At 65.8% G+C, this 18,461-nt stretch carries 17 protein-coding genes and 1 tRNA gene; 3 read left to right on the forward strand and 15 right to left on the reverse strand.

Annotation, left to right across the window (positions count from 1 at the left end; all coding sequences use genetic code 11):
* Positions 1-9 precede the first annotated feature (9 nt).
* The 13 genes from nuoI to CCR98_RS14730 all read right to left on the reverse strand — a co-directional run bounded on the left by nuoI (position 10) and on the right by CCR98_RS14730 (position 12,017).
* On the reverse strand, positions 10-498 hold the full coding sequence (gene nuoI, locus CCR98_RS14670) for an NADH-quinone oxidoreductase subunit NuoI (RefSeq protein WP_006381128.1): 489 nt from the start codon (positions 496-498) through the stop codon (positions 10-12).
* A gap of 3 nt (positions 499-501) precedes the next feature.
* Entirely contained in the window at positions 502-1,596 is a 1,095-nt protein-coding gene (gene nuoH, locus CCR98_RS14675) for an NADH-quinone oxidoreductase subunit NuoH (protein ID WP_087923188.1), read from the reverse strand.
* A complete protein-coding gene (gene nuoG, locus CCR98_RS14680; RefSeq protein ID WP_087923189.1) occupies positions 1,593-3,827 on the reverse strand; it encodes an NADH-quinone oxidoreductase subunit NuoG in 2,235 nt (744 codons plus the stop codon). The genes nuoH and nuoG overlap by 4 nt, the downstream gene beginning before the upstream one ends.
* Complete coding sequence (nuoF, locus tag CCR98_RS14685) at positions 3,824-5,164, reverse strand: NADH-quinone oxidoreductase subunit NuoF (protein WP_005410459.1); 1,341 nt, start codon at positions 5,162-5,164, stop codon at positions 3,824-3,826. Before nuoF ends, nuoG begins: the two co-directional genes overlap by 4 nt.
* Before the next feature lie 4 nt (positions 5,165-5,168).
* Positions 5,169-5,696 carry an NADH-quinone oxidoreductase subunit NuoE gene (gene nuoE, locus CCR98_RS14690; protein WP_006381132.1) on the reverse strand — a complete coding sequence of 176 codons (528 nt, stop codon included), beginning with the start codon at positions 5,694-5,696 and terminating at the stop codon, positions 5,169-5,171.
* A gap of 97 nt (positions 5,697-5,793) precedes the next feature.
* Entirely contained in the window at positions 5,794-7,101 is a 1,308-nt protein-coding gene (locus CCR98_RS14695) for an NADH-quinone oxidoreductase subunit D (protein WP_006458796.1), read from the reverse strand.
* Complete coding sequence (locus CCR98_RS14700; protein WP_087923190.1) at positions 7,098-7,847, reverse strand: NADH-quinone oxidoreductase subunit C; 750 nt, start codon at positions 7,845-7,847, stop codon at positions 7,098-7,100. Before CCR98_RS14700 ends, CCR98_RS14695 begins: the two co-directional genes overlap by 4 nt.
* Before the next feature lie 33 nt (positions 7,848-7,880).
* Positions 7,881-8,435 (reverse strand): NADH-quinone oxidoreductase subunit B, encoded by a 555-nt coding sequence (locus CCR98_RS14705; RefSeq protein WP_005417936.1) that lies wholly within the window; start codon positions 8,433-8,435, stop codon positions 7,881-7,883.
* Positions 8,426-8,782, reverse strand: coding sequence for an NADH-quinone oxidoreductase subunit A (locus CCR98_RS14710; protein ID WP_008265012.1), 357 nt, complete (start codon positions 8,780-8,782; stop codon positions 8,426-8,428). Before CCR98_RS14710 ends, CCR98_RS14705 begins: the two co-directional genes overlap by 10 nt.
* Positions 8,783-8,893: 111 nt before the next feature.
* Positions 8,894-8,978: transfer RNA gene (locus CCR98_RS14715), tRNA-Leu, on the reverse strand.
* 51 nt (positions 8,979-9,029) lie between these two features.
* A complete protein-coding gene (gene secG / locus CCR98_RS14720; RefSeq protein ID WP_014037951.1) occupies positions 9,030-9,467 on the reverse strand; it encodes a preprotein translocase subunit SecG in 438 nt (145 codons plus the stop codon).
* A 31-nt stretch (positions 9,468-9,498) separates the two neighbouring features.
* On the reverse strand, positions 9,499-10,254 hold the full coding sequence (tpiA, locus tag CCR98_RS14725; protein WP_087923191.1) for a triose-phosphate isomerase: 756 nt from the start codon (positions 10,252-10,254) through the stop codon (positions 9,499-9,501).
* A gap of 827 nt (positions 10,255-11,081) precedes the next feature.
* Positions 11,082-12,017, reverse strand: coding sequence for a 2-oxoglutarate and iron-dependent oxygenase domain-containing protein (locus CCR98_RS14730; protein WP_008266043.1), 936 nt, complete (start codon positions 12,015-12,017; stop codon positions 11,082-11,084).
* Positions 12,018-12,210: 193 nt separating this feature from the next.
* On the opposite strand from CCR98_RS14730, the gene CCR98_RS14735 reads away from it, so the two are divergent.
* Genes CCR98_RS14735 through CCR98_RS14745 form a run of 3 tightly spaced genes read left to right on the forward strand, consistent with a single transcriptional unit; the run spans position 12,211 to position 16,104 of the window.
* Entirely contained in the window at positions 12,211-14,088 is a 1,878-nt protein-coding gene (locus CCR98_RS14735) for a sulfatase-like hydrolase/transferase (protein WP_087923192.1), read from the forward strand.
* A 20-nt stretch (positions 14,089-14,108) separates the two neighbouring features.
* Positions 14,109-15,254 carry a glycosyltransferase family 4 protein gene (locus CCR98_RS14740; protein ID WP_087923193.1) on the forward strand — a complete coding sequence of 382 codons (1,146 nt, stop codon included), beginning with the start codon at positions 14,109-14,111 and terminating at the stop codon, positions 15,252-15,254.
* Positions 15,247-16,104, forward strand: coding sequence for a polysaccharide deacetylase family protein (locus CCR98_RS14745; protein WP_087923194.1), 858 nt, complete (start codon positions 15,247-15,249; stop codon positions 16,102-16,104). Before CCR98_RS14740 ends, CCR98_RS14745 begins: the two co-directional genes overlap by 8 nt.
* 74 nt (positions 16,105-16,178) lie before the next feature.
* On the opposite strand, the gene glmM is transcribed toward CCR98_RS14745, so the two are convergent.
* Both glmM and accD read right to left on the reverse strand, forming a co-directional pair.
* On the reverse strand, positions 16,179-17,540 hold the full coding sequence (gene glmM / locus CCR98_RS14750) for a phosphoglucosamine mutase (RefSeq protein ID WP_087923195.1): 1,362 nt from the start codon (positions 17,538-17,540) through the stop codon (positions 16,179-16,181).
* Complete coding sequence (gene accD / locus CCR98_RS14755; RefSeq protein WP_005410473.1) at positions 17,540-18,415, reverse strand: acetyl-CoA carboxylase, carboxyltransferase subunit beta; 876 nt, start codon at positions 18,413-18,415, stop codon at positions 17,540-17,542. The genes glmM and accD overlap by 1 nt, the downstream gene beginning before the upstream one ends.
* Positions 18,416-18,461: the final 46 nt, after the last annotated feature.

An 18,461-nucleotide genomic window follows, 5' to 3' on the forward strand; every position in this document is an offset into this window, starting at 1 on the left:
CTCTCGACCTCAGCGGTAAGCGGCATCGGCGGCGCGACGCTCGGCGATCTCGGACTCGAGACGGTCGCCCAGGGCCAGCAGCTGCGGCTTGGTAACGATGTTTTCGCCACGATTCTCGAAGTGGTACTCGAGGATGTGGGTTTCGACGATCGAGTCCACCGGGCAGCTTTCTTCGCAGAAGCCGCAGAAGATGCACTTGAACAGATCGATGTCATAGCGCGTGGTACGGCGGGTGCCGTCTTCGCGCTTGGCCGAGTCGATGGTGATGGCCAATGCAGGGCACACCGCTTCGCACAGCTTGCAGGCGATGCAGCGCTCTTCACCGTTGGGGTAACGGCGCAGGGCGTGCAGGCCACGGAAGCGCGGCGACTGCGGGAACTTCTCCATCGGGTACATCATCGTGTACTTGGGCTTGAAGCTGTACTTCAGCGTCAGCCAGAGGCCGCCCAGCAGTTCGAGCAGCAGCAGGCTCTTGAAGTAATGGGTAATCCTGTTCATCACTTAGACGCCCTTTTGAATCACGCCGAAGAACACCATGACGGCGGTAACCGCGATCCACAGAATGGCCAGCGGGATGAAGACCTTCCAGCCCAGGCGCATGATCTGGTCATAGCGGAAGCGCGGGAAGCTGGCACGGAACCAGATGTAGGCACTGGCGAAGAAGAACACCTTGACGAACAGCCACGGTGCACCGCCCTTCCAGATCCAGTCGACCAGCGGCGAGACGTCGCCGAAGTTGACCCAGCCCTGGATCGGGCTCAGCCAGCCGCCAAGGAAGAAGATCGAGATCAGGAAGCTGATCAGGATCATGTTGGCGTACTCGGCCAGGAAGAACAGCGCGAACGCACCGCCCGAGTACTCGACCATGTGGCCAGCCACGATTTCCGACTCGCCTTCCACCACGTCGAACGGCGCGCGGTTGGTTTCCGCCACACCCGACACCCAGTAGATGACGAACAGAGGGAACAGCGGCAGCAGGAACCAGTCGAAGAAGCCGGAGCTGCCGGCCTGCGCCATCACGATGTTGCTCAGGTTCAGGCTGCCCGACGCAATCATCACGCCGACCAGGGCGAAGCCCATGGCGATTTCGTAGCTGATCATCTGCGCCGAGGCGCGCATCGCACCCAGGAACGCATACTTCGAATTGGATGCCCAACCGGCCAGGATGATGCCGTAGATGCCCAGCGAGGTCATCGCCAGCAGGTACAGCAGGCCGGCGTTGGCGTTGGACAGCACGATCTGCGAATCGAAGGGGACCACCGACCAGGCCGCGAAGGCCGGAGCCAGGGTGATCAGCGGTGCCAGCAGGTAGATCGCCTTGTTGGCGCTGCTCGGCTGGACCACTTCCTTGAACAGCAGCTTGAAGACGTCGGCGAAGGCCTGGAAGATGCCCATGCCCACGTACATCGGGCCGTGGCGGACGTGCATCCAGCCGATCAGCTTGCGTTCCCAGACCACGTAGAAGGCCACCGAGATGATCACCGGAACGGTGATCACCAGGATCTTCAGGATGATCCAGATCAGCGCGCCGATGTCACCAAGGCCAAGCAGCCACTGGTGCAGCGGGTCGACCGCGTTCAACAGCAATTCGTTCATGCAGCCACCACCGTTACGCGAGCGGCACCCAGCGGCGCGGTCGCGCCGTGGCCCGATTCAATCCAGACCGAACCCGCAGCGACGCAGGCGTCGACCACCACCGGCAGGGTGGCCTTGCCGGCATCGGTGCCGACCTTGGCCATCTGCCCTTCCTGCAGCTGCAGGCGAGCGGCATCTTCAGCGTTCAGCACGATGCGCGGGGCGTTGTTGAGCGGATGCGACTGCAGTGCCGGGGCGCGACGGACCACCGCATCGGTGCGGTAGATCGCGGCGGTCGAAGCCACTTCCAGGCCTTCGCCGGCAACCACCGGCTGCGCCGAAGCGGCAACGGTGACCGACACCGGGGCCAGGCTGGCGCGCAGGCCGGCCAGGTCGGTGAAGTCGAAACCGGCCAGCGCCATGTCGCCGCCCAGGGCGCGCAGCACACGCCAGCCCTCACGGGCCTCGCCCGGCAGCTTGCCGCCGGCACGGGCCGACTGCTCGCGACCATCGAGGTTGGTCAGGGTGGCGTCGATTTCCGGCAGCGCACCGATCGGCAGGATCACATCGGCAACGTCGCGGGTCGAGACGCAGGCGAACTGGCTGAAGGCCACCACCTGGGCACCGGCCAGCGCCTTGCGCGCGGCCGGAGCATCGGCGAAGTCCAGGCCCGGCTCCAGGCCGTACACCACGTAGGCCTGGCGCGGCTGCGCCAGCATTGCCGCGACGTCCTTGCCGGCCGGCAGCACGCCAGCGCGGGTCAGGCCAACGGCGTTGGCGCCCTGCGGGATGCGGCACAGCTTGGCACCGGTGGCGGCAGCGAACTCACGCGCAGCAGCGCGGATCGCGGCAGCCTGCGGATGGTTCTCGGCGATGCCACCGACGATCAGCACGATGTTGTTGCCGCCCTGCACCGCCGAACGCAGCTCGGCGTTGGCCAGTGCGTCGACGAACTTCGACGGCGCAACGATCTGCTTGCCGGCGATGCTGAAGGCGAAGTCGAAGTCCACCGGGTTGACGACGTGGATCTTCGCGCCGTTGGTGGTCTGCGCCTTGCGCAGGCGAGCGTGCAGCAGCGGCAGTTCGTGGCGGATGTTGCTGCCCAGAACGACGATGCGGTCAGCGCCTTCGATCTCGGCCAGCGGCAGGCCGAATACTTCGGCGGTTGCAGCGTCGGAGAAATCGCGGTTGTTGATGCGATGGTCGATGTTGCTCGAGCCCAGGCCCTTGGCCAGGCGGGCCAGCAGCGCGCCTTCCTCGTTCGAGGTGGACGGATGCACCAGCACGCCCAGGTTGTCGCCCTGGTTGGCCTTGAGGATCTCGGCAGCCGCGGCCAGGCCTTCGGCCCAGCTCACTTCCTTCCACTCGCCATTGACCTTGCGCAGCGGCTTGACCGCACGGTCTTCGCTGTACAGGCCCTGGTGCGAGTAGCGGTCACGGTCGGACAGCCAGCACTCGTTCACGGCTTCGTTGTCGCGCGGCACGGTACGCAGCACTTCGCCGCGACGCACGTGCAGGAACAGGTTCGACCCCATCGCGTCGTGGTAGCCCAGCGATTCGCGCGCGGTCAGTTCCCACGGGCGGGCACGGAACTGGAACACCTTGTTGGTCAGCGCGCCGACCGGGCAGACGTCGACGACGTTGCCGGACAGTTCGGTGGTCAGCGGCTTGCCGTCGAAGGTACCGATCTGCAGGTTCTCACCGCGGTACATGCCACCCAGTTCATAGGTACCGGCAACGTCGGCGGTGAAGCGGACGCAGCGGGTGCACTGGATGCAGCGGGTCATCTCGGTGGCGACCAGCGGGCCCATGTCCTCGTCCGGCACCACGCGCTTGCGCTCGTTGAAGCGGCTGACCGAACGGCCATAGCCCAGCGACACGTCCTGCAGCTCGCACTCGCCGCCCTGATCGCAGATCGGGCAGTCCAGCGGGTGGTTGATGAGCAGGAACTCCATCACCGAGCGCTGGAACTTCAGTGCCTTTTCGCTGCGGGTGGCGACCTTCATGCCATCCATCACGGGGGTGGCGCAGGCCGGCGCCGGCTTCGGCGACTTTTCCACGTCCACCAGGCACATGCGGCAGTTGGCGGCGATCGGCAGCTTCTCGTGGTAGCAGAAGCGCGGAATCGAAATGCCGGCCTTGTCGGCCGCCTGGATGATCATCGAACCCTTGGGCACGACCAAGGACTTGCCATCGATCTCGATGGTCACGTGGTCCGGTGGCACGTTCGGGTTTACGGGTTGCGCGCTCATGCGGCGGCTGCCTCCACCTTCTTGCCGTCAACCATCGAATGACCGTTGACGATGTAGTACTCGAATTCGTCCCAGAACTGGCGCAGGAAGCCCTGGATGGGCCATGCAGCCGCTTCACCGAACGCACAGATGGTGTGGCCTTCGATCTGGCCGGCCACCGCCTTCAGCTGGTGCAGGTCTTCCATCGTGGCCTTGCCGGCGACGATGCGCTCCAGCACGCGGTGCATCCAGCCGGTGCCTTCACGGCACGGGGTGCACTGGCCGCACGATTCCTTGTGGAAGAACTGGCTGATGCGGCAGGCGAACTTGACGCAGCAGACGCTGTCGTCGAGCACCACGATCGCACCCGAACCCAGGCCGGAGCCCAGCGCACGGATGGTGTCGTAGTCCATCGGCAGATCCTTCAGCTCGGCCGCGGTCAGTACCGGCATCGACACGCCGCCCGGGATCGCGCCCTTGAGGGTGCGCCCCGGACGCAGGCCACCGGCCATTTCCAGCAGGTCGTGGAACTTGGTGCCCAGCGGCACTTCGAAGTTGCCGCCGTTCTGCACGCAGCCGGACACCGAGAAGCACTTCGGGCCGCCGTTGGCGGTCAGGCTCAGGCCCTTGAACCACTCCGGACCGTTGCGGATGATCGCCGGCACCGAACCGTAGGTTTCGGTGTTGTTGATCGTCGACGGCTTGCCGTACAGGCCGAAGTTGGCCGGGAACGGCGGCTTGTAACGCGGCTGGCCCTTCTTGCCTTCCAGCGATTCCATCAGCGCGGTTTCTTCGCCGCAGATGTACGCGCCGGCGCCCAGCGCACCGTAGATGTCGATGTCCACGCCCGAGCCCATCACGTTCTTGCCCAGCCAGCCATTTGCATAGGCGTCGGCCAGGGCCTGCTCGAAGTGCTCGAACGGCTCGTGGTGGAACTCACCGCGCAGGTAGTTGTAACCCACGGTCGAGCCGGTGGCGTAGCAGGCGATCGCCATGCCTTCCACCACCGAATGCGGGTTGTAGCGCAGGATGTCGCGGTCCTTGCAGGTGCCCGGCTCGGATTCGTCCGAGTTGCAGAGGATGTACTTCTGCATGTTGCCCTTGGGCATGAAGGACCACTTCAGGCCGGTCGGGAAGCCTGCGCCACCGCGGCCGCGCAGCCCCGAGGCCTTGACCATCTCGATGACCTGCTCCGGCGGGATCTTCTCTTCGAGGATCTTGCGCAGGGCGGCGTAGCCACCGGTCTTCAGATAGCTTTCGTACGACCACGGGGTGTCGTAATGCAGGGTGGTGTAGACCACCTGGTGCGGCAGCGGCGCGGGGCCGACCGGACCCTTGGATTCGTGGTGATGTGCCATGCCCTTACTCCAGCCCGTCCAGCAGCTCGTCGACCTTTTCCAGGGTCAGACGCTCATGGTAGTGACCGTTGATGACCATCATCGGTGCGCCGCCACAACCGGCCAGGCACTCTTCCTCGCGCTTGAGGTAGACGCGGCCGTCCGGGGTCGATTCACCGTGCTTGATGCCCAGCTTCTTCTCGCAATGGCGGACGATGTCCTCGGCGCCATTGAGCCAGCAGCTGATGTTGGTGCAGATGGCCACGTTGTTGCGGCCCACCTTCTCGGTCTCGAACATCGAGTAGAAGCTGGCGACCTCGTAGGCCCACACCGGCGGCAGGTCGAGGTACTTGGCCACGCCGGCGATCAGTTCGTCGGTCAGCCAGCCCTCGTTCTGCTCCTGGGCCGCATGCAGGCCCTGCAGCACGGCAGAGCGCTTGCGGTCCGGCGGGAACTTGGACAGCCAGTGATCGATGTGAGCGCGGGTCTTGTCGCTCAGCACCACCATCGGGTCGACGTCGCGCGCCGCCTCGAAATTACCTGTCGCCTTCATCGGCCGACCTCAGCGAAATGCATAACGTGAAATTCCAGAAACTGCGGCGCCGGCTTGCGCCGGCTGCCTGCAGCGGGCGTTGGCGTGGCGGACGGCATTACCGGTCAACCTCGCCGAACACCAGGTCGTAGGTGCCGATCATCGCCACCACGTCGGCCAGCATGTGGCCGCGCACGATCGAATCGATCGAGGACAGGTGGGCGAAGCCCGGTGCACGCAGGTGCACGCGGAAGGGCTTGTTGGCGCCATCGGAGACCAGGTAGCAGCCGAACTCGCCCTTGGGCGCTTCCACTGCCGCGTAGGTTTCGCCGGCCGGCACGCAATAGCCTTCGCTGAACAGCTTGAAGTGGTGGATCAGCGCTTCCATGTCGTCCTTCATGTCCTCGCGCTTGGGCGGAGCGACCTTGAAGTTCTTGACCATGACCGGGCCGGGGTTGGCCTTCAGCCACGCCACGCACTGCTTGATGATGCGGTTGGACTCGCGCATTTCGGCAACGCGGACCAGGTAGCGGTCGTAGCAGTCGCCTTCCTTGCCCAGCGGGATGTCGAAATCGACGGCATCGTACTTGGCGTACGGACGCTTCTTGCGCAGGTCCCAGGCGATGCCCGAGCCGCGCAGCATCACGCCGGTCATGCCCCACTGGTGGGCCAGTTCCGGAGTGACCACGCCGATGCCGACGGTACGCTGCTTCCAGATACGGTTGTCGGTCAGCAGGGTTTCGTATTCGTCGATGCGCTTGGGGAACTCGACGGTGAAGTTCTCCAGGAAGTCCAGCAGCGAGCCTTCGCGCGAAGCATTGAGCTGCTTCAGGGCCTTGCCCTTGTGCCAGCGCGATTCCTTGTACTTCGGCATGTGGTCCGGCAGGTCGCGGTAGACACCGCCCGGACGGTAGTACGCCGCGTGCATGCGCGCGCCGGAGACCGCTTCGTAGCAGTCCATCAGCTCTTCGCGTTCGCGGAAGGCGTACAGCATCACCGCCATCGCACCCAGGTCGAGCGCGTTGGAACCCAGCCACATCAGGTGGTTGAGGATGCGGGTGATTTCGTCGTACATGGTGCGGATGTACTGCGCACGCTCCGGCGCCTCGATGCCCATCAGGGTCTCGATCGCGCGTACGTAGGCGTGCTCGTTGCACATCATCGACACGTAATCCAGGCGATCCATGTAGCCGATCGACTGGTTGAACGGCTTGGACTCTGCCAGCTTCTCGGTACCACGGTGCAGCAGACCCACGTGCGGGTCGGCGCGCATGATGGTCTCGCCGTCCATTTCCAGGATCAGGCGCAGCACACCGTGAGCGGCCGGATGCTGCGGGCCGAAGTTCATGGTGTAGTTGCGGATTTCCTGCCGGCTTTCGGCGGCGTTGCTGGCGAACGCTTCGCCGGCCTGGTGTACGTGGCTCACTTCACTGCCTCCTGCGCGCGCTCACCTTCTGCGGTCTGCAGACGGGCGTCGTCGCGAATCACGCGCGGCACGCCGACGCGCGGCTCCACCGAGGTGACCGGTTCGTAGATCACGCGCTTCTTTTCTTCGTCGTAGCGGACTTCGACATTGCCGATCAGCGGGAAGTCCTTGCGGAACGGATGGCCGACGAAACCGTAGTCGGTCAGGATCCGGCGCAGGTCCGGGTGGCCTTCGAAGATCACGCCGTACAGGTCGAACGCTTCGCGCTCGAACCAGTTCAGGCCTGGCCAGATGCTAGTCAGCGAGGAGACCACCGGCAGCGCTTCGTCAGGGGCGAAGCAGCGCAGGTGCATCATCAGGTTGTGCTGGTACGAACGCAGCTGGGCGACCACGGCGAAACGCTGGGTCGGCATGTGCTGCGGGCGGGCACCATCGGTACCGTTTTCCTCGGTGGGGAACTCGCCCCACGCGAAGCGGCCCTGGGCCTTGCCTTCGACGCCACGGCTGAAGCCCTGCGAGGACACGTCGGCGGTGTCCCATTCGTCGGAGCCATAACCGAGGTAGTCGACGCCGCAGAGATCCACGGCCTGCTCGAAACCAAATTCGTCACGCAGCGCCAGGGCGGTGGCGTGCCACTCGGCGGCAGGCACTTCCAGCGTCACTTCGCCGCGGGGTTCGACCACGATGACCTTCGCACCTGCGAAACGTGCGGAGAGTCGGTCGATGAAGGATGCTTGCTCTGCCATGGGGGCTTGGCGCGCTCTAGTCAGGTGAAGGGGTCAGCGGGCGATGGTCTGTGTACGCCAGATCTTCTTCTGCAGCTGCAGGATCCCGTACACCAGCGCCTCGGCGGTCGGCGGGCAGCCCGGGACATAGACGTCCACCGGCACCACGCGATCACAGCCGCGCACGACAGAATAGGAGTAGTGGTAATAGCCACCGCCGTTGGCGCAGCTACCCATCGAGATGACCCACTTCGGGTCCGGCATCTGGTCGTAGACCTTGCGCAGCGCCGGGGCCATCTTGTTGACCAGGGTACCGGCCACGATCATCACGTCGGACTGACGCGGCGACGGGCGGAACACCACGCCGTAACGGTCAAGGTCCAGGCGCGCGGCACCGGCGTGCATCATCTCGACCGCGCAGCAGGCCAGGCCGAAGGTCATCGGCCACATCGAGCCGGTGCGCGCCCAGTTCAGCAGTGCGTCGACGCTGGTGGTGACGAAGCCCTTTTCCAGCAGCGGGTTGTCGCCTTCCGGCCGCAGGATGTCATCAACCCGGCCTTCCGGCGACGGGTTGTTCATGAGGCCATCGAGAGTCTGAATCACTCCCATTCCAGCGCTCCCTTCTTCCAGACGTAAATGAAACCGAGGAACAGCATGCCGACGAACAGGCCCATGGTGATGAGCGAACGGGCGCCCAGTTCCATGAAGACCTGGGTCCACGGCACGATGAAGATGATTTCCAGGTCGAAGACGATGAACTGGATCGCGATCAGGTAGTAGCGCACGTCGAACTTCATGCGCGCGTCTTCGAATGCCTCGAAGCCGCACTCGTACGGCGACAGCTTTTCCAGATCGGGGCGGCGGGGACCGAGGAATCGACCAACCAGCATCAGCGTAATGCCGATACCGGTGGCAACGATCAGAAACAGCAGAGACGGCAAATATTCGGCCAGCACAGCGATTCTCTCTTGCCTCTGCCGCCGCGCCTGCAGGCGCTTTGGCATGGGGGAGTGGACGGGAATCTGCCTGGCGCCTTGCGCGCCAGACGAACCCGCTTTACTTACAAATGGTGCCCAAGAGGGGACTCGAACCCCTACGACTTGCGTCGCTACCACCTCAAGGTAGTGCGTCTACCAATTCCGCCACCTGGGCAAACGATCACATCAGACTATGTTCCCGATGCGCCGCGTATTGTAACCGGCTTCAGTCTTTCTGGGAGCCTTCCGAAGGCTTTTCTTCACCAGAAACCGAAGATTCCGCCTTAGCCGGCACATTCGCGGCCGGAACCGGGGCGGCCGGGACCGCATCAGCCTTCGGAACGGCCGGCAGCTCGCCCGCCGGAGCCGCCGGAGCGGTCGCCGCCGGGGCGGACATCAGGCCCAGATCCTGGTCGGCCGCCGGACGGGTGCCGTGGCCGGCATACCACGCCATGAAGAGGCTGATGCCAAAGAACACGACGGCCAGCCACTTGGTCGACTTGGACAGGAAGTTCGAGGCACCGCGCGCACCGAACACCGTGCCCGAGGCACCGGCACCAAAGCCCGAACCCGCCGCCGCACCCGAGCCACGCTGCATCAGGATCAGCGCGATCATGGCCACAGCGACCAGCACGTAGACGACATTGAGGATCAACATCAGCATTGGAAACCGCCCTCGGACAATACTTCTAGGATTAGTTCGCGGCCGCCGCCCGTGCGATGGCCAGGAAGTCCGCGGCCACCAGGGAGGCGCCGCCGACCAGCCCACCATCGACATCCGGCTGCGCGAACAGTTCCCCGGCATTGTCGGGCTTCACGCTACCGCCGTAAACAATGGGCAGTGAATCAGCGATTCTAGCATCGATACGCGCGACTTCGCCACGGATGAACGCGTGCACCTGCTGCGCCTGCTCCTTGCTGGCGGTACGGCCGGTGCCGATGGCCCAGACCGGCTCGTAGGCGACCACAGCCTTGGCGAATCCGGCCGCGCCAACCAGCTCCAGCACCGGCGCCAGCTGGCTGGCGATGACCGATTCGGTCTGCCCGGCCTCGCGCTGCTCCAGGGTCTCGCCCACGCACAACACCGGCACCAGGCCGGCATGCTGGGCGGCGGCGAACTTGCGCGCGACCAGCTCGCTGCTTTCATGGTGGTACTGGCGGCGCTCGGAGTGGCCGACCAGGCCATAGCGGGCCCCGACCTCGACCAGCATCGCCGCACAGACCTCACCGGTGTAGGCGCCCTTCTCATTGCTGCTCACGTCCTGCGCGCCGAAGGCCAGGCCGGTCTCACCGAAGTCCTCGACCAGCTCGCCCAGGTACGGCAGCGGCGGCAGGATCACCACGTCCACCCCCTCCAGCGGCAGCCCGGCGGCCACCTGCCCCAGCAGTTCATTGGCGAATTGACGGCTGCCATGCAGCTTCCAGTTTCCGGCGACGATCTTGCGGCGCATGAGCGGGTGGCTCCTGTGTGAAGTCAGCCGGTCATGATACCCGTTACGGCAAAAATCCGTTTCCGTGTAAGCGGTTACATGGATTTTCAGCCAACGGCGCAGCCCCTCGTGGCGGGCGGGCTGGGTTGGTGGGTCGCGGAGAGCCCGGTTGGATCTGGGGCTTGGCCGGGCGGGTGGGACGGCGCAGGGGGCGCTGCAAGTACGCCCCTGCAAGCTCGGTCGCCGCTTGCTCGTGTGCGCTATCCTGCACACACGAGCAAGACCGGGGTTGGGCGTCCTGCCCAACCCGCCCGAGGCATGCCTCGGGCCCATGCGGCTCACGCCCCTGCACAGCCCCACCCACCCGGCCCCTGACACATTCCGGCGGTTCCGCCCGCCACGGAAAGAAAAGAAGAGCAAGGGCAAAAGCAGAAGCAGGAGCAGCACTCCGGTCGGCCGCCGGTGTCAGATCCCTTTTCCGCAGGAAAAGGGATCTGACACCTACCCCACTTCGATCTGACAGATGTGTCGACCAAGGTCGACACCTACCAGAAGCCGCCCGTACCCACCGCCACCGGGAGACTGTCGAAGGCGGGGAGGTGTCGGATGGCGGGGTGTCCGCGGCATGGATGCCGCGGCCAAGCCCCCAGGGACGGGTTTACGGCGTCCCCGCCATCCGACACCTCCCCGCCTCCCCACGCAGAAACCCAGAGCCGCTTTGGCTTTGGCTTTGGCTTTGACCTCTGCGGGTGCAGGGCGGCAGCCCTGTCGAACACCCTCCGCTGCGCTCGCCGGGCATGGCCCGGCGCTACCCGTAATGAAAAAGCCGCCTTTCGGCGGCTTCTTCATTACTTCAGCTTGATCTCGCGCAGGCGTTCCTCGAGGAAGCCATGGGCAGTGATCGCCTCCGGGTACCGGCTCGGGTTCTCCGGGGTGATGCACGACGGCAGCACGTCGATCAGGAAGTCCGGGTTCGGGTGCAGGAAGAACGGCACCGAGTAGCGCGGCTGGCGCGCCAGGTCACCCGGGGGGTTGACCACGCGGTGGATGGTCGACGGATACACGTGGTTGGTCAGGCGCTGCAGCATGTCGCCGATGTTGACCACGATCGTGTCCGCATCTGACGTAAACGGCACCCACTCGCCTTCATGCGACTGCACTTCCAGGCCTGCGGCACTGGCGCCGACCAGCAGGGTGATGAAGTTGATGTCGCCGTGGGCGCCGGCACGCACGTTCGGAATGTCGTCGGTGGTGATCGGCGGATAGTGGATCGGGCGCAGGATGGAGTTGCCGAAGTTGGTCTTGTCGGCGAAGAAGTCCTCCGGCAGGCCGATGTGCAGGGCCAGCGCGGACAATACGCGCGAGCCCAGGTTGTCCAGCGCCTGATACAGGCCGTAACCGCGCTCGCGGAAACCTTCGACCTCGGTCGGCCACAGGTTCGGTGCCATCACATCCCGGTACTTGGAGTCGTCGGCGATTTCACGACCAATGTGCCAGAACTCCTTCAGGTCGAAATGCTTGGAGCCCTTGGCGGTCTCCACGCCGAACGGCGTGTAGCCGCGGGCGCCACCGCTGCCGGCCACGTGGTACTTGCGCTTGACCTCTTCCGGCAGTGCGAAGAAGGCCTTGAAGGCATCGTAGGCCGCGTCGATGTCGGCCTGCGGGATGCCGTGGTTGCGAATGCCCGCGAATCCCCATTGGCGGTAGGCCGCGCCCAGTTCGGCCACGAAGGCTTCGCGGTCGCTGTCGAAACGGGTGATGTCGAGGGTGGGGATCTGGCTCACAGCGGTTCCTGGCTTGTCGTTGGGTCTGAGGGGGCCAACGCATTCATGGCCCGCCTGAACATTGTGACAGATCGCCCGGGGGACGCTACTCGATACAAGGAAACAAACCGATACAATGCGCGACCCGCGCGCGGCGTAACGCTTTCGTCACGCAGGCGCTCCCCGTCTCCACGCTCCCTGAACCCGATCCGCCATGCCCGCAGCTGCCCCTGCCGCCCCCGTCACTGAAGGTCCCGCCAGGCGCTGGCACCGGCTGGCCTGGTGGTCGCTGTTCATCGCCGGCAACGCGGTACTGGCCGCAGCAATCGCGCTGGGCAACGTGCCGCTGCGTGACAATCCGGGCGGCGGCGCCGGCCTGGCGTATCTGGCGATCGCCCTGCCCGGCCACCTGCTCGCGTTCGGTGCGCTGGCCGGCCTGCTCCCGTTGCTGCTGGGCCTGTGGCCACGCAGTGCGCGTACGCTGAGCATCAGCGCCGTCGTGCTGCAGGGCCTGTGGCTGTGCCTGCTGCTGATCGACGCCAAGGTCTTCACCCTGTACCGCTTCCACCTCAACGCCATGGTCGTGAACATGGTGTTCGGCGGCGCCCTGCACGACCAGGTTGCCTTGTCCTGGAAGACCTGGCTGCAGATCGCCCTGCTGGTTGCCGCGGTCTTCACCGCCGAGGGCCTGCTGGCCTGGGCGTGCTGGAAGCTGCTGCCGGCCGCGCCGCGCCGTCGACGGGTGCTGCAGGCCTGGGCGGCGGTCGCGCTGCTGATGGGCGGCGGCCAGGTCGCCACGGCCTACTACGACGCCCGCGGCGACCGCGATGTGATCGCGCAGTGGAACTACCTGCCGTGGGCGCAGCCGATCACGGCCAAGAGCTTCATGCGGCGCCTGGGCGTGGTCAGCCAGCAGCAGGCCGGCCTGCCCGACCCGCGCCATGCGCAGTTGCTGTATCCGCTGAACCCGCTGCGCTGCCAGAGCCCGCATCGCCCCAACGTGCTGATGGTGGTGCTGGAATCGCTGCGCCAGGACGTGCTGACACCGCAGCTGATGCCCAATACGTCGGCGCTGGCGCAGGACGCGCGCGTGTTCGATCACCACTTCAGTACCGGCAACGCCACCCGCTACGGCCTGTTCGGGCTGCTGTACGGCCTGCCCGGTGGCTACTGGCCAAGCATGCTCGACGAGCAGCGGGGCTCGCAGCTGTTCCAGGTGCTGGGCCAGCAGGGCTACGACCTGCACCTGTACGGCAGCGCGCCGTTGTACAGCCCGGAATTCGATCGCACGGTATTCGCCGATGTGCGCGACCAGCTGCGCCAGGGGCCATCGGCACTGAAGTCCGACGGTCGCGATCGCGCGATCATCAGCGCATTGCAGCAGGACATCCGCGCCAGCCAGGCCGCGCAGCGACCGTGGTTCGGCTTCGTGTTCCTCGACTCCACCCACGCGCCCTACCACATGCCCGACGGTTACCCGTCGGTGGCGACGCCAATGGCTGCGGACATCGACTTCCTCAAATTCGGCCCGGAACATGACCCGACGCCGGAACTCAACCGCTACCGCACCGCCGTGCACTACGCCGACAGCCTGATCGGCTCGCTGCTGGACGACCTGCGCGCCCAGGGCCTGGCCGAGGACACCATCGTGCTGGTCACCGGTGACCATGCCGAAGAGTTCAACGACCTCAAGCTGAACTACTGGGGCCACAACGGCAACTTCTCCGACTACCAGCTGCAGGTCCCGTTCGTGCTGCATTGGCCGGGCAAGACCGCTGGCCACGACGCACGCACCAGCTCGCACGAAGACTGGGTGCCGACACTGATGCGCCACGCGCTGGGCTGCGAGAACGCACTGACCGATTACAGCACCGGGCAGGATCTGCTGGCCGCGCCGCAGGGCACGCGTGCGCTGGTGGTCGAAAGCTGGTCGCAGCGCGCGGTGCGCCATGGCGATGCCATCTACGTGTTCGACAAGTTCGGCAACGCCACCGCCCTGGACCTGCACTACCGCCCGCTGCCGCAGCAGGCGCCCGATGCAGCCGCCGTGCGCACTGCATGGGAAGCGCTGACCCGCTTCCGCAACCGCTGACCCTCAAGGATCGATCCCGCATGAACCGTCCGCTGCGCATCCTGCACACCGAAGCCGCCAAGGGAATGGGCGGGCAGGAGATCTACATCTTCCGCCACATGCAGGTGATGCGCGCGCGTGGCCACGAGGTGGCGCTGCTGTGCCAGCCCGAAGCGCGACTGGCCCAGCTGGCACGCGATGATGGTTTCACCGTGCATACCGTGCGCATGGGCGGCCTGCTGCGCCTGCTGCGCGGCATCTGGTCGGTCTCGCGCCTGGTGCGCCGGGAGCGCTATGACGTGGTCAACACCACCAGCCGCCGTGATGCGCTGATTGCCGCGGCCGGTGCACGGCTGGGCGGCACGCCGCTGGTGGTGCGCTCACGCCACCTGATGAGCCCGGTCAACTCGTTGCTGACCTATACCGGACTGCCGCACCGGGTGCTGACCGTCAGCAGCTTCGTCAAGCAGTTGCTGGCCGAGCGAGGCATTCCGGCAGAGCACATCGGTATCGTGCCGCCGATCGCAGTCCCCCCGCGCTGGAGCGAGATCCGCAAGGCCGATCCCTGGCAGTGCCTGCAGGAAGTGCGCGCGGAGGTACGCGCCGAGCTCGGCTTCGGCGAACAGGACATCGTGGTCGGCTGCGTGGCGGTATTGCGCGAACCCAAGGGCCATGCCGACCTGCTGAAGGCGATGCTACCGCTGTGCAAGACGCATCCGAACCTGCACCTGGTGGTGGTCGGCGATGGTCAGCCGGTCATGGATCGGCTGCAGGCGCTGCGCGACGAGCACGGGCTGCAGCAGCAGGTCCATCTGCTCGGCTATCGTGATGGCGCATGCCGGCTGATGGCCGGTTTCGACATCTTCGCGCTGGCATCGCACAAGGAAGCGGCAGGTACTGTTTTCCTGGAGGCCGCCTATGTCGGGGTGCCGATCGTGGCCACGCGCGTGGGTGGCGTGCCGGAGATGGTGGTCGATGGCAGCAATGCGATCCTCACCCGGCTGGGCGACAATGCAGCCCTGACAGGCGCCCTGCGCCTGCTGGTGGACGATCCGGAACGGCGGCGGCAGATGGGCCGCGCCGGGTGGGACTGGATGCGCAGCGCGCACCGGTTCACCCCCGACGGCCACGGTGAAACCACCGAACACTATTACCACCAGTGGCTGAAGGAGCTGGGACATGGCTGATGCCCGAACCGTACCGGTGCTGATGCACCACCACGTCAGTCCGTCGCCGGGCATGATCACCGTGTCGCCGGAGAATTTCGAAAGCCAGATCGCATGGCTGGCCGGCAACGGCTGGACCTCGCTGACACTGGACCAGTACGCCGGTTTCCTGGCCGGCAAGCCGGTGCCGCGCAAGTCGATCGTGATCACCTTCGACGATGGCTACCTGGACAACTGGGTGTATGCGCACCCTATCCTGCAGAAGTACGGCATGCACGCGGTGGTGTTCGTGGTCACCGGCTGGATGGGTGAAGGCCCGGAGCGGCCCCATGCGGGGCTTGCAGGGGCAATGTTGCCTGCCACGCCGGACCACCGCGGCTGCGAAGCAGCGATCTACGAGCAGAACCGCAGCGACGACGTGATGATGCGCTGGAGCGAAGCACGCGCGGCCATCGCCGCCGGCACCTTCGAAGTGCATTGCCACACCCATACCCACACCCGCTGGCTGCGCCGCGACGACCTGGACCGCGCACAGCGCCGTGCCGGCCTGAGCCATGACCTGGCAGTCTCGCGCGACGTCCTGCAGGACAAGCTCGGCGAGGTGTCCGATACGCTGTGCTGGCCTTATGGCGATTTCGACCAGGACCACATCGAGGTGGCACGCGAGCACGGCTTCCGCTACCTGCACACCACCCACCCGTTCGGCCGCAACGTGGTGGGCGGCGATCCGGAACGCGTCTACCGCTTCGCGATCCGCAACCGCCCGGCGAGCTGGCTGCGCAAGCGCATCGCGCAGAGCTACAACCCGCTGATCGCACCGCTGTTCAATGGTTTCAAGGCACGCCAGAAGAAGATGGTGCCGGGGCCATAAGCAGCCCACTGCCCTGCCCCTTCAACGAAAACGCCCCGGAATGCCGGGGCGTTTTCGTTGAAGGGGCAGGCGCCTCAACTGGCGGCTTCACGTACCGCCGCGGAGAGGCGGTCCAGCGTCTGCTGCATCAGCGCGGCATCATCGGCTTCCACCGTGACCCGCACCACCGGCTCGGTACCGGACGGGCGCAGGAATGCACGACCACGGCCAGCCACCGATTGCTGTGCGACGGCCAGCGCGGCCTGCACGCTGTCGGCCTGCACCGTGGCCTTGGCCGAGACATTGCCCAGACGCACGTTGACGGTCTTCTGCGGCACCCGCACCAGTCCCTTCAGTGCCTGGCGCAGGGTCTGCCCGCTGTTGCGCAGTGCCACCAGCACCTGCAGCGCACTGACGATACCGTCACCGGTGGTGGCCCGATCCAGGCACAGCAGGTGGCCGGAGGCTTCGCCGCCGAGCACGCCGCCACCTTCGACCAGCGCCTGGTGCACGTAGCGATCACCGACATTGCTGCGCACGAACGGAATCTGCAGATCGGCGAAGGCCTTCTCCACACCGTAGTTGCTCATCAGCGTGCCGACCACCGGGCCGCGCAGGCGGCCTTCGGCCTTCCAGGCGCGGGCCAGGATGTACAGCAGGTCATCGCCGTCGACCGGATTGCCCTGGTCATCGGCCATCAGCACGCGGTCACCATCGCCATCGAAGGCGATGCCGAGATCGGCGCGGGTTTCGCGGACCTTGGCCGCCAGGTTGTCGATATGGGTGGAACCCACGCCGGCGTTGATGTTGACGCCGTTGGGCTCGGCACCGATGCCGATCACCTCGGCGCCCAGTTCGCGGAACAGCAGCGGTGCGATCTGGTAGGTGGCACCGTGCGCGCAATCCAGCACCAGGCGCACGCCGCGCAGGTCGAACGCGCGCGGCACGCTGGCCTTGCAGAACTCGATGTAGCGACCGACTGCCTCGCGCGCACGCGACGCCTTGCCGAGCTTTTCCGATTCGGCGGTGGTGAACGGAACGTCCAGCGCCGCTTCCAGGGCCAGCTCGGTGGCATCGTCGAGCTTCTCGCCCTGGGCGGAGAAGAATTTGATGCCGTTGTCGTAGTGCGGATTGTGCGAGGCACTGATGACGATGCCGGCATCCACACCGAGTGTACGGGTCAGGAACGCCACCGCCGGCGTCGGCATCGGCCCCAGCAGCTGCACGTCGGCACCGGCGGCGACCAGGCCGGCTTCCAGTGCCGCTTCGAACATGTAGCCGGAAATGCGGGTGTCCTTGCCGATCACCACGATCGGTCGGCGCCCGTCCTGGCCACGCTGCGCGACCAGGACACGGCCCAGGGCGTTGCCCAGGCGCAGCACGAAGTCGGCCGAGATCACGCCCTGGCCGACCCGCCCACGGATGCCATCAGTACCGAAGTACCTGCGGCCTCCCATCACGCCACCTCCGGCGCCGGCTGACGGCCCAGCATTGCCAGCAGATCGGACAGGCGGTCGCGCATTTCGCGGCGGTCGCAGATCTGGTCGATGGCACCGTGCTCCAGCAGGAACTCCGAGCGCTGGAAGCCTTCCGGCAGCTTCTCGCGGACGGTCTGCTCGATCACGCGCGGGCCGGCGAAGCCGATCAGCGCCTGCGGCTCGGCGATGTTGATGTCGCCCAGCATCGCGAACGAGGCCGACACGCCGCCGGTGGTCGGATGGGTCAGCACCGAGATGTACGGCAGGCCGGCTTCACGCAGCTTGCCCAGCGCCGCCGAGGTCTTGGCCATCTGCATCAGCGAGAACAGGCCTTCCTGCATGCGGGCGCCGCCGCTCTGCGAGAAGCATACGTAGGGCGCACCGATCTCGACCGCGGTTTCCGCGGCCAGTGCGAAACGCTCGCCGACCACCGAGCCCATCGAGCCGCCCATGAAGGCGAAGTCGAACGACGATGCCACCAGCGCACGGCCCTTGAGCAGGCCACGCATGGCGATCAGCGCGTCGTACTCGCCGGTGTTCTTCTGCGCGATCTTGATGCGCTCGCTGTACTTCTTCTGGTCCTTGAACTTGAGCAGGTCGGTCGGGCCCAGGCGTGCACCGATCTCGGTGGTGCTGTCGGCATCGAACAGGGCAGCCAGGCGCGCACGCGCACGGATCGCCATGTGATGGCCGCACTTCGGGCAGACTTCCAGGTTCTCTTCCAGTTCCGGACGGTACAACGCGCTGCCGCAGTTGCTGCACTTTTCCCACAGGCCCTCGGGGACACTGCGCTTCTTGCTGGGGGTGTTGTCGGTGCGGATGCCGGACGGCATCAACTTGCTGAGCCAACTCATGCGGGAGGACACTTCCGTTCAGGGCGGCCCAGGGGCCGCAAAGGCG

Source organism: Stenotrophomonas sp. WZN-1 (assembly GCF_002192255.1).
Taxonomy (GTDB): domain Bacteria; phylum Pseudomonadota; class Gammaproteobacteria; order Xanthomonadales; family Xanthomonadaceae; genus Stenotrophomonas.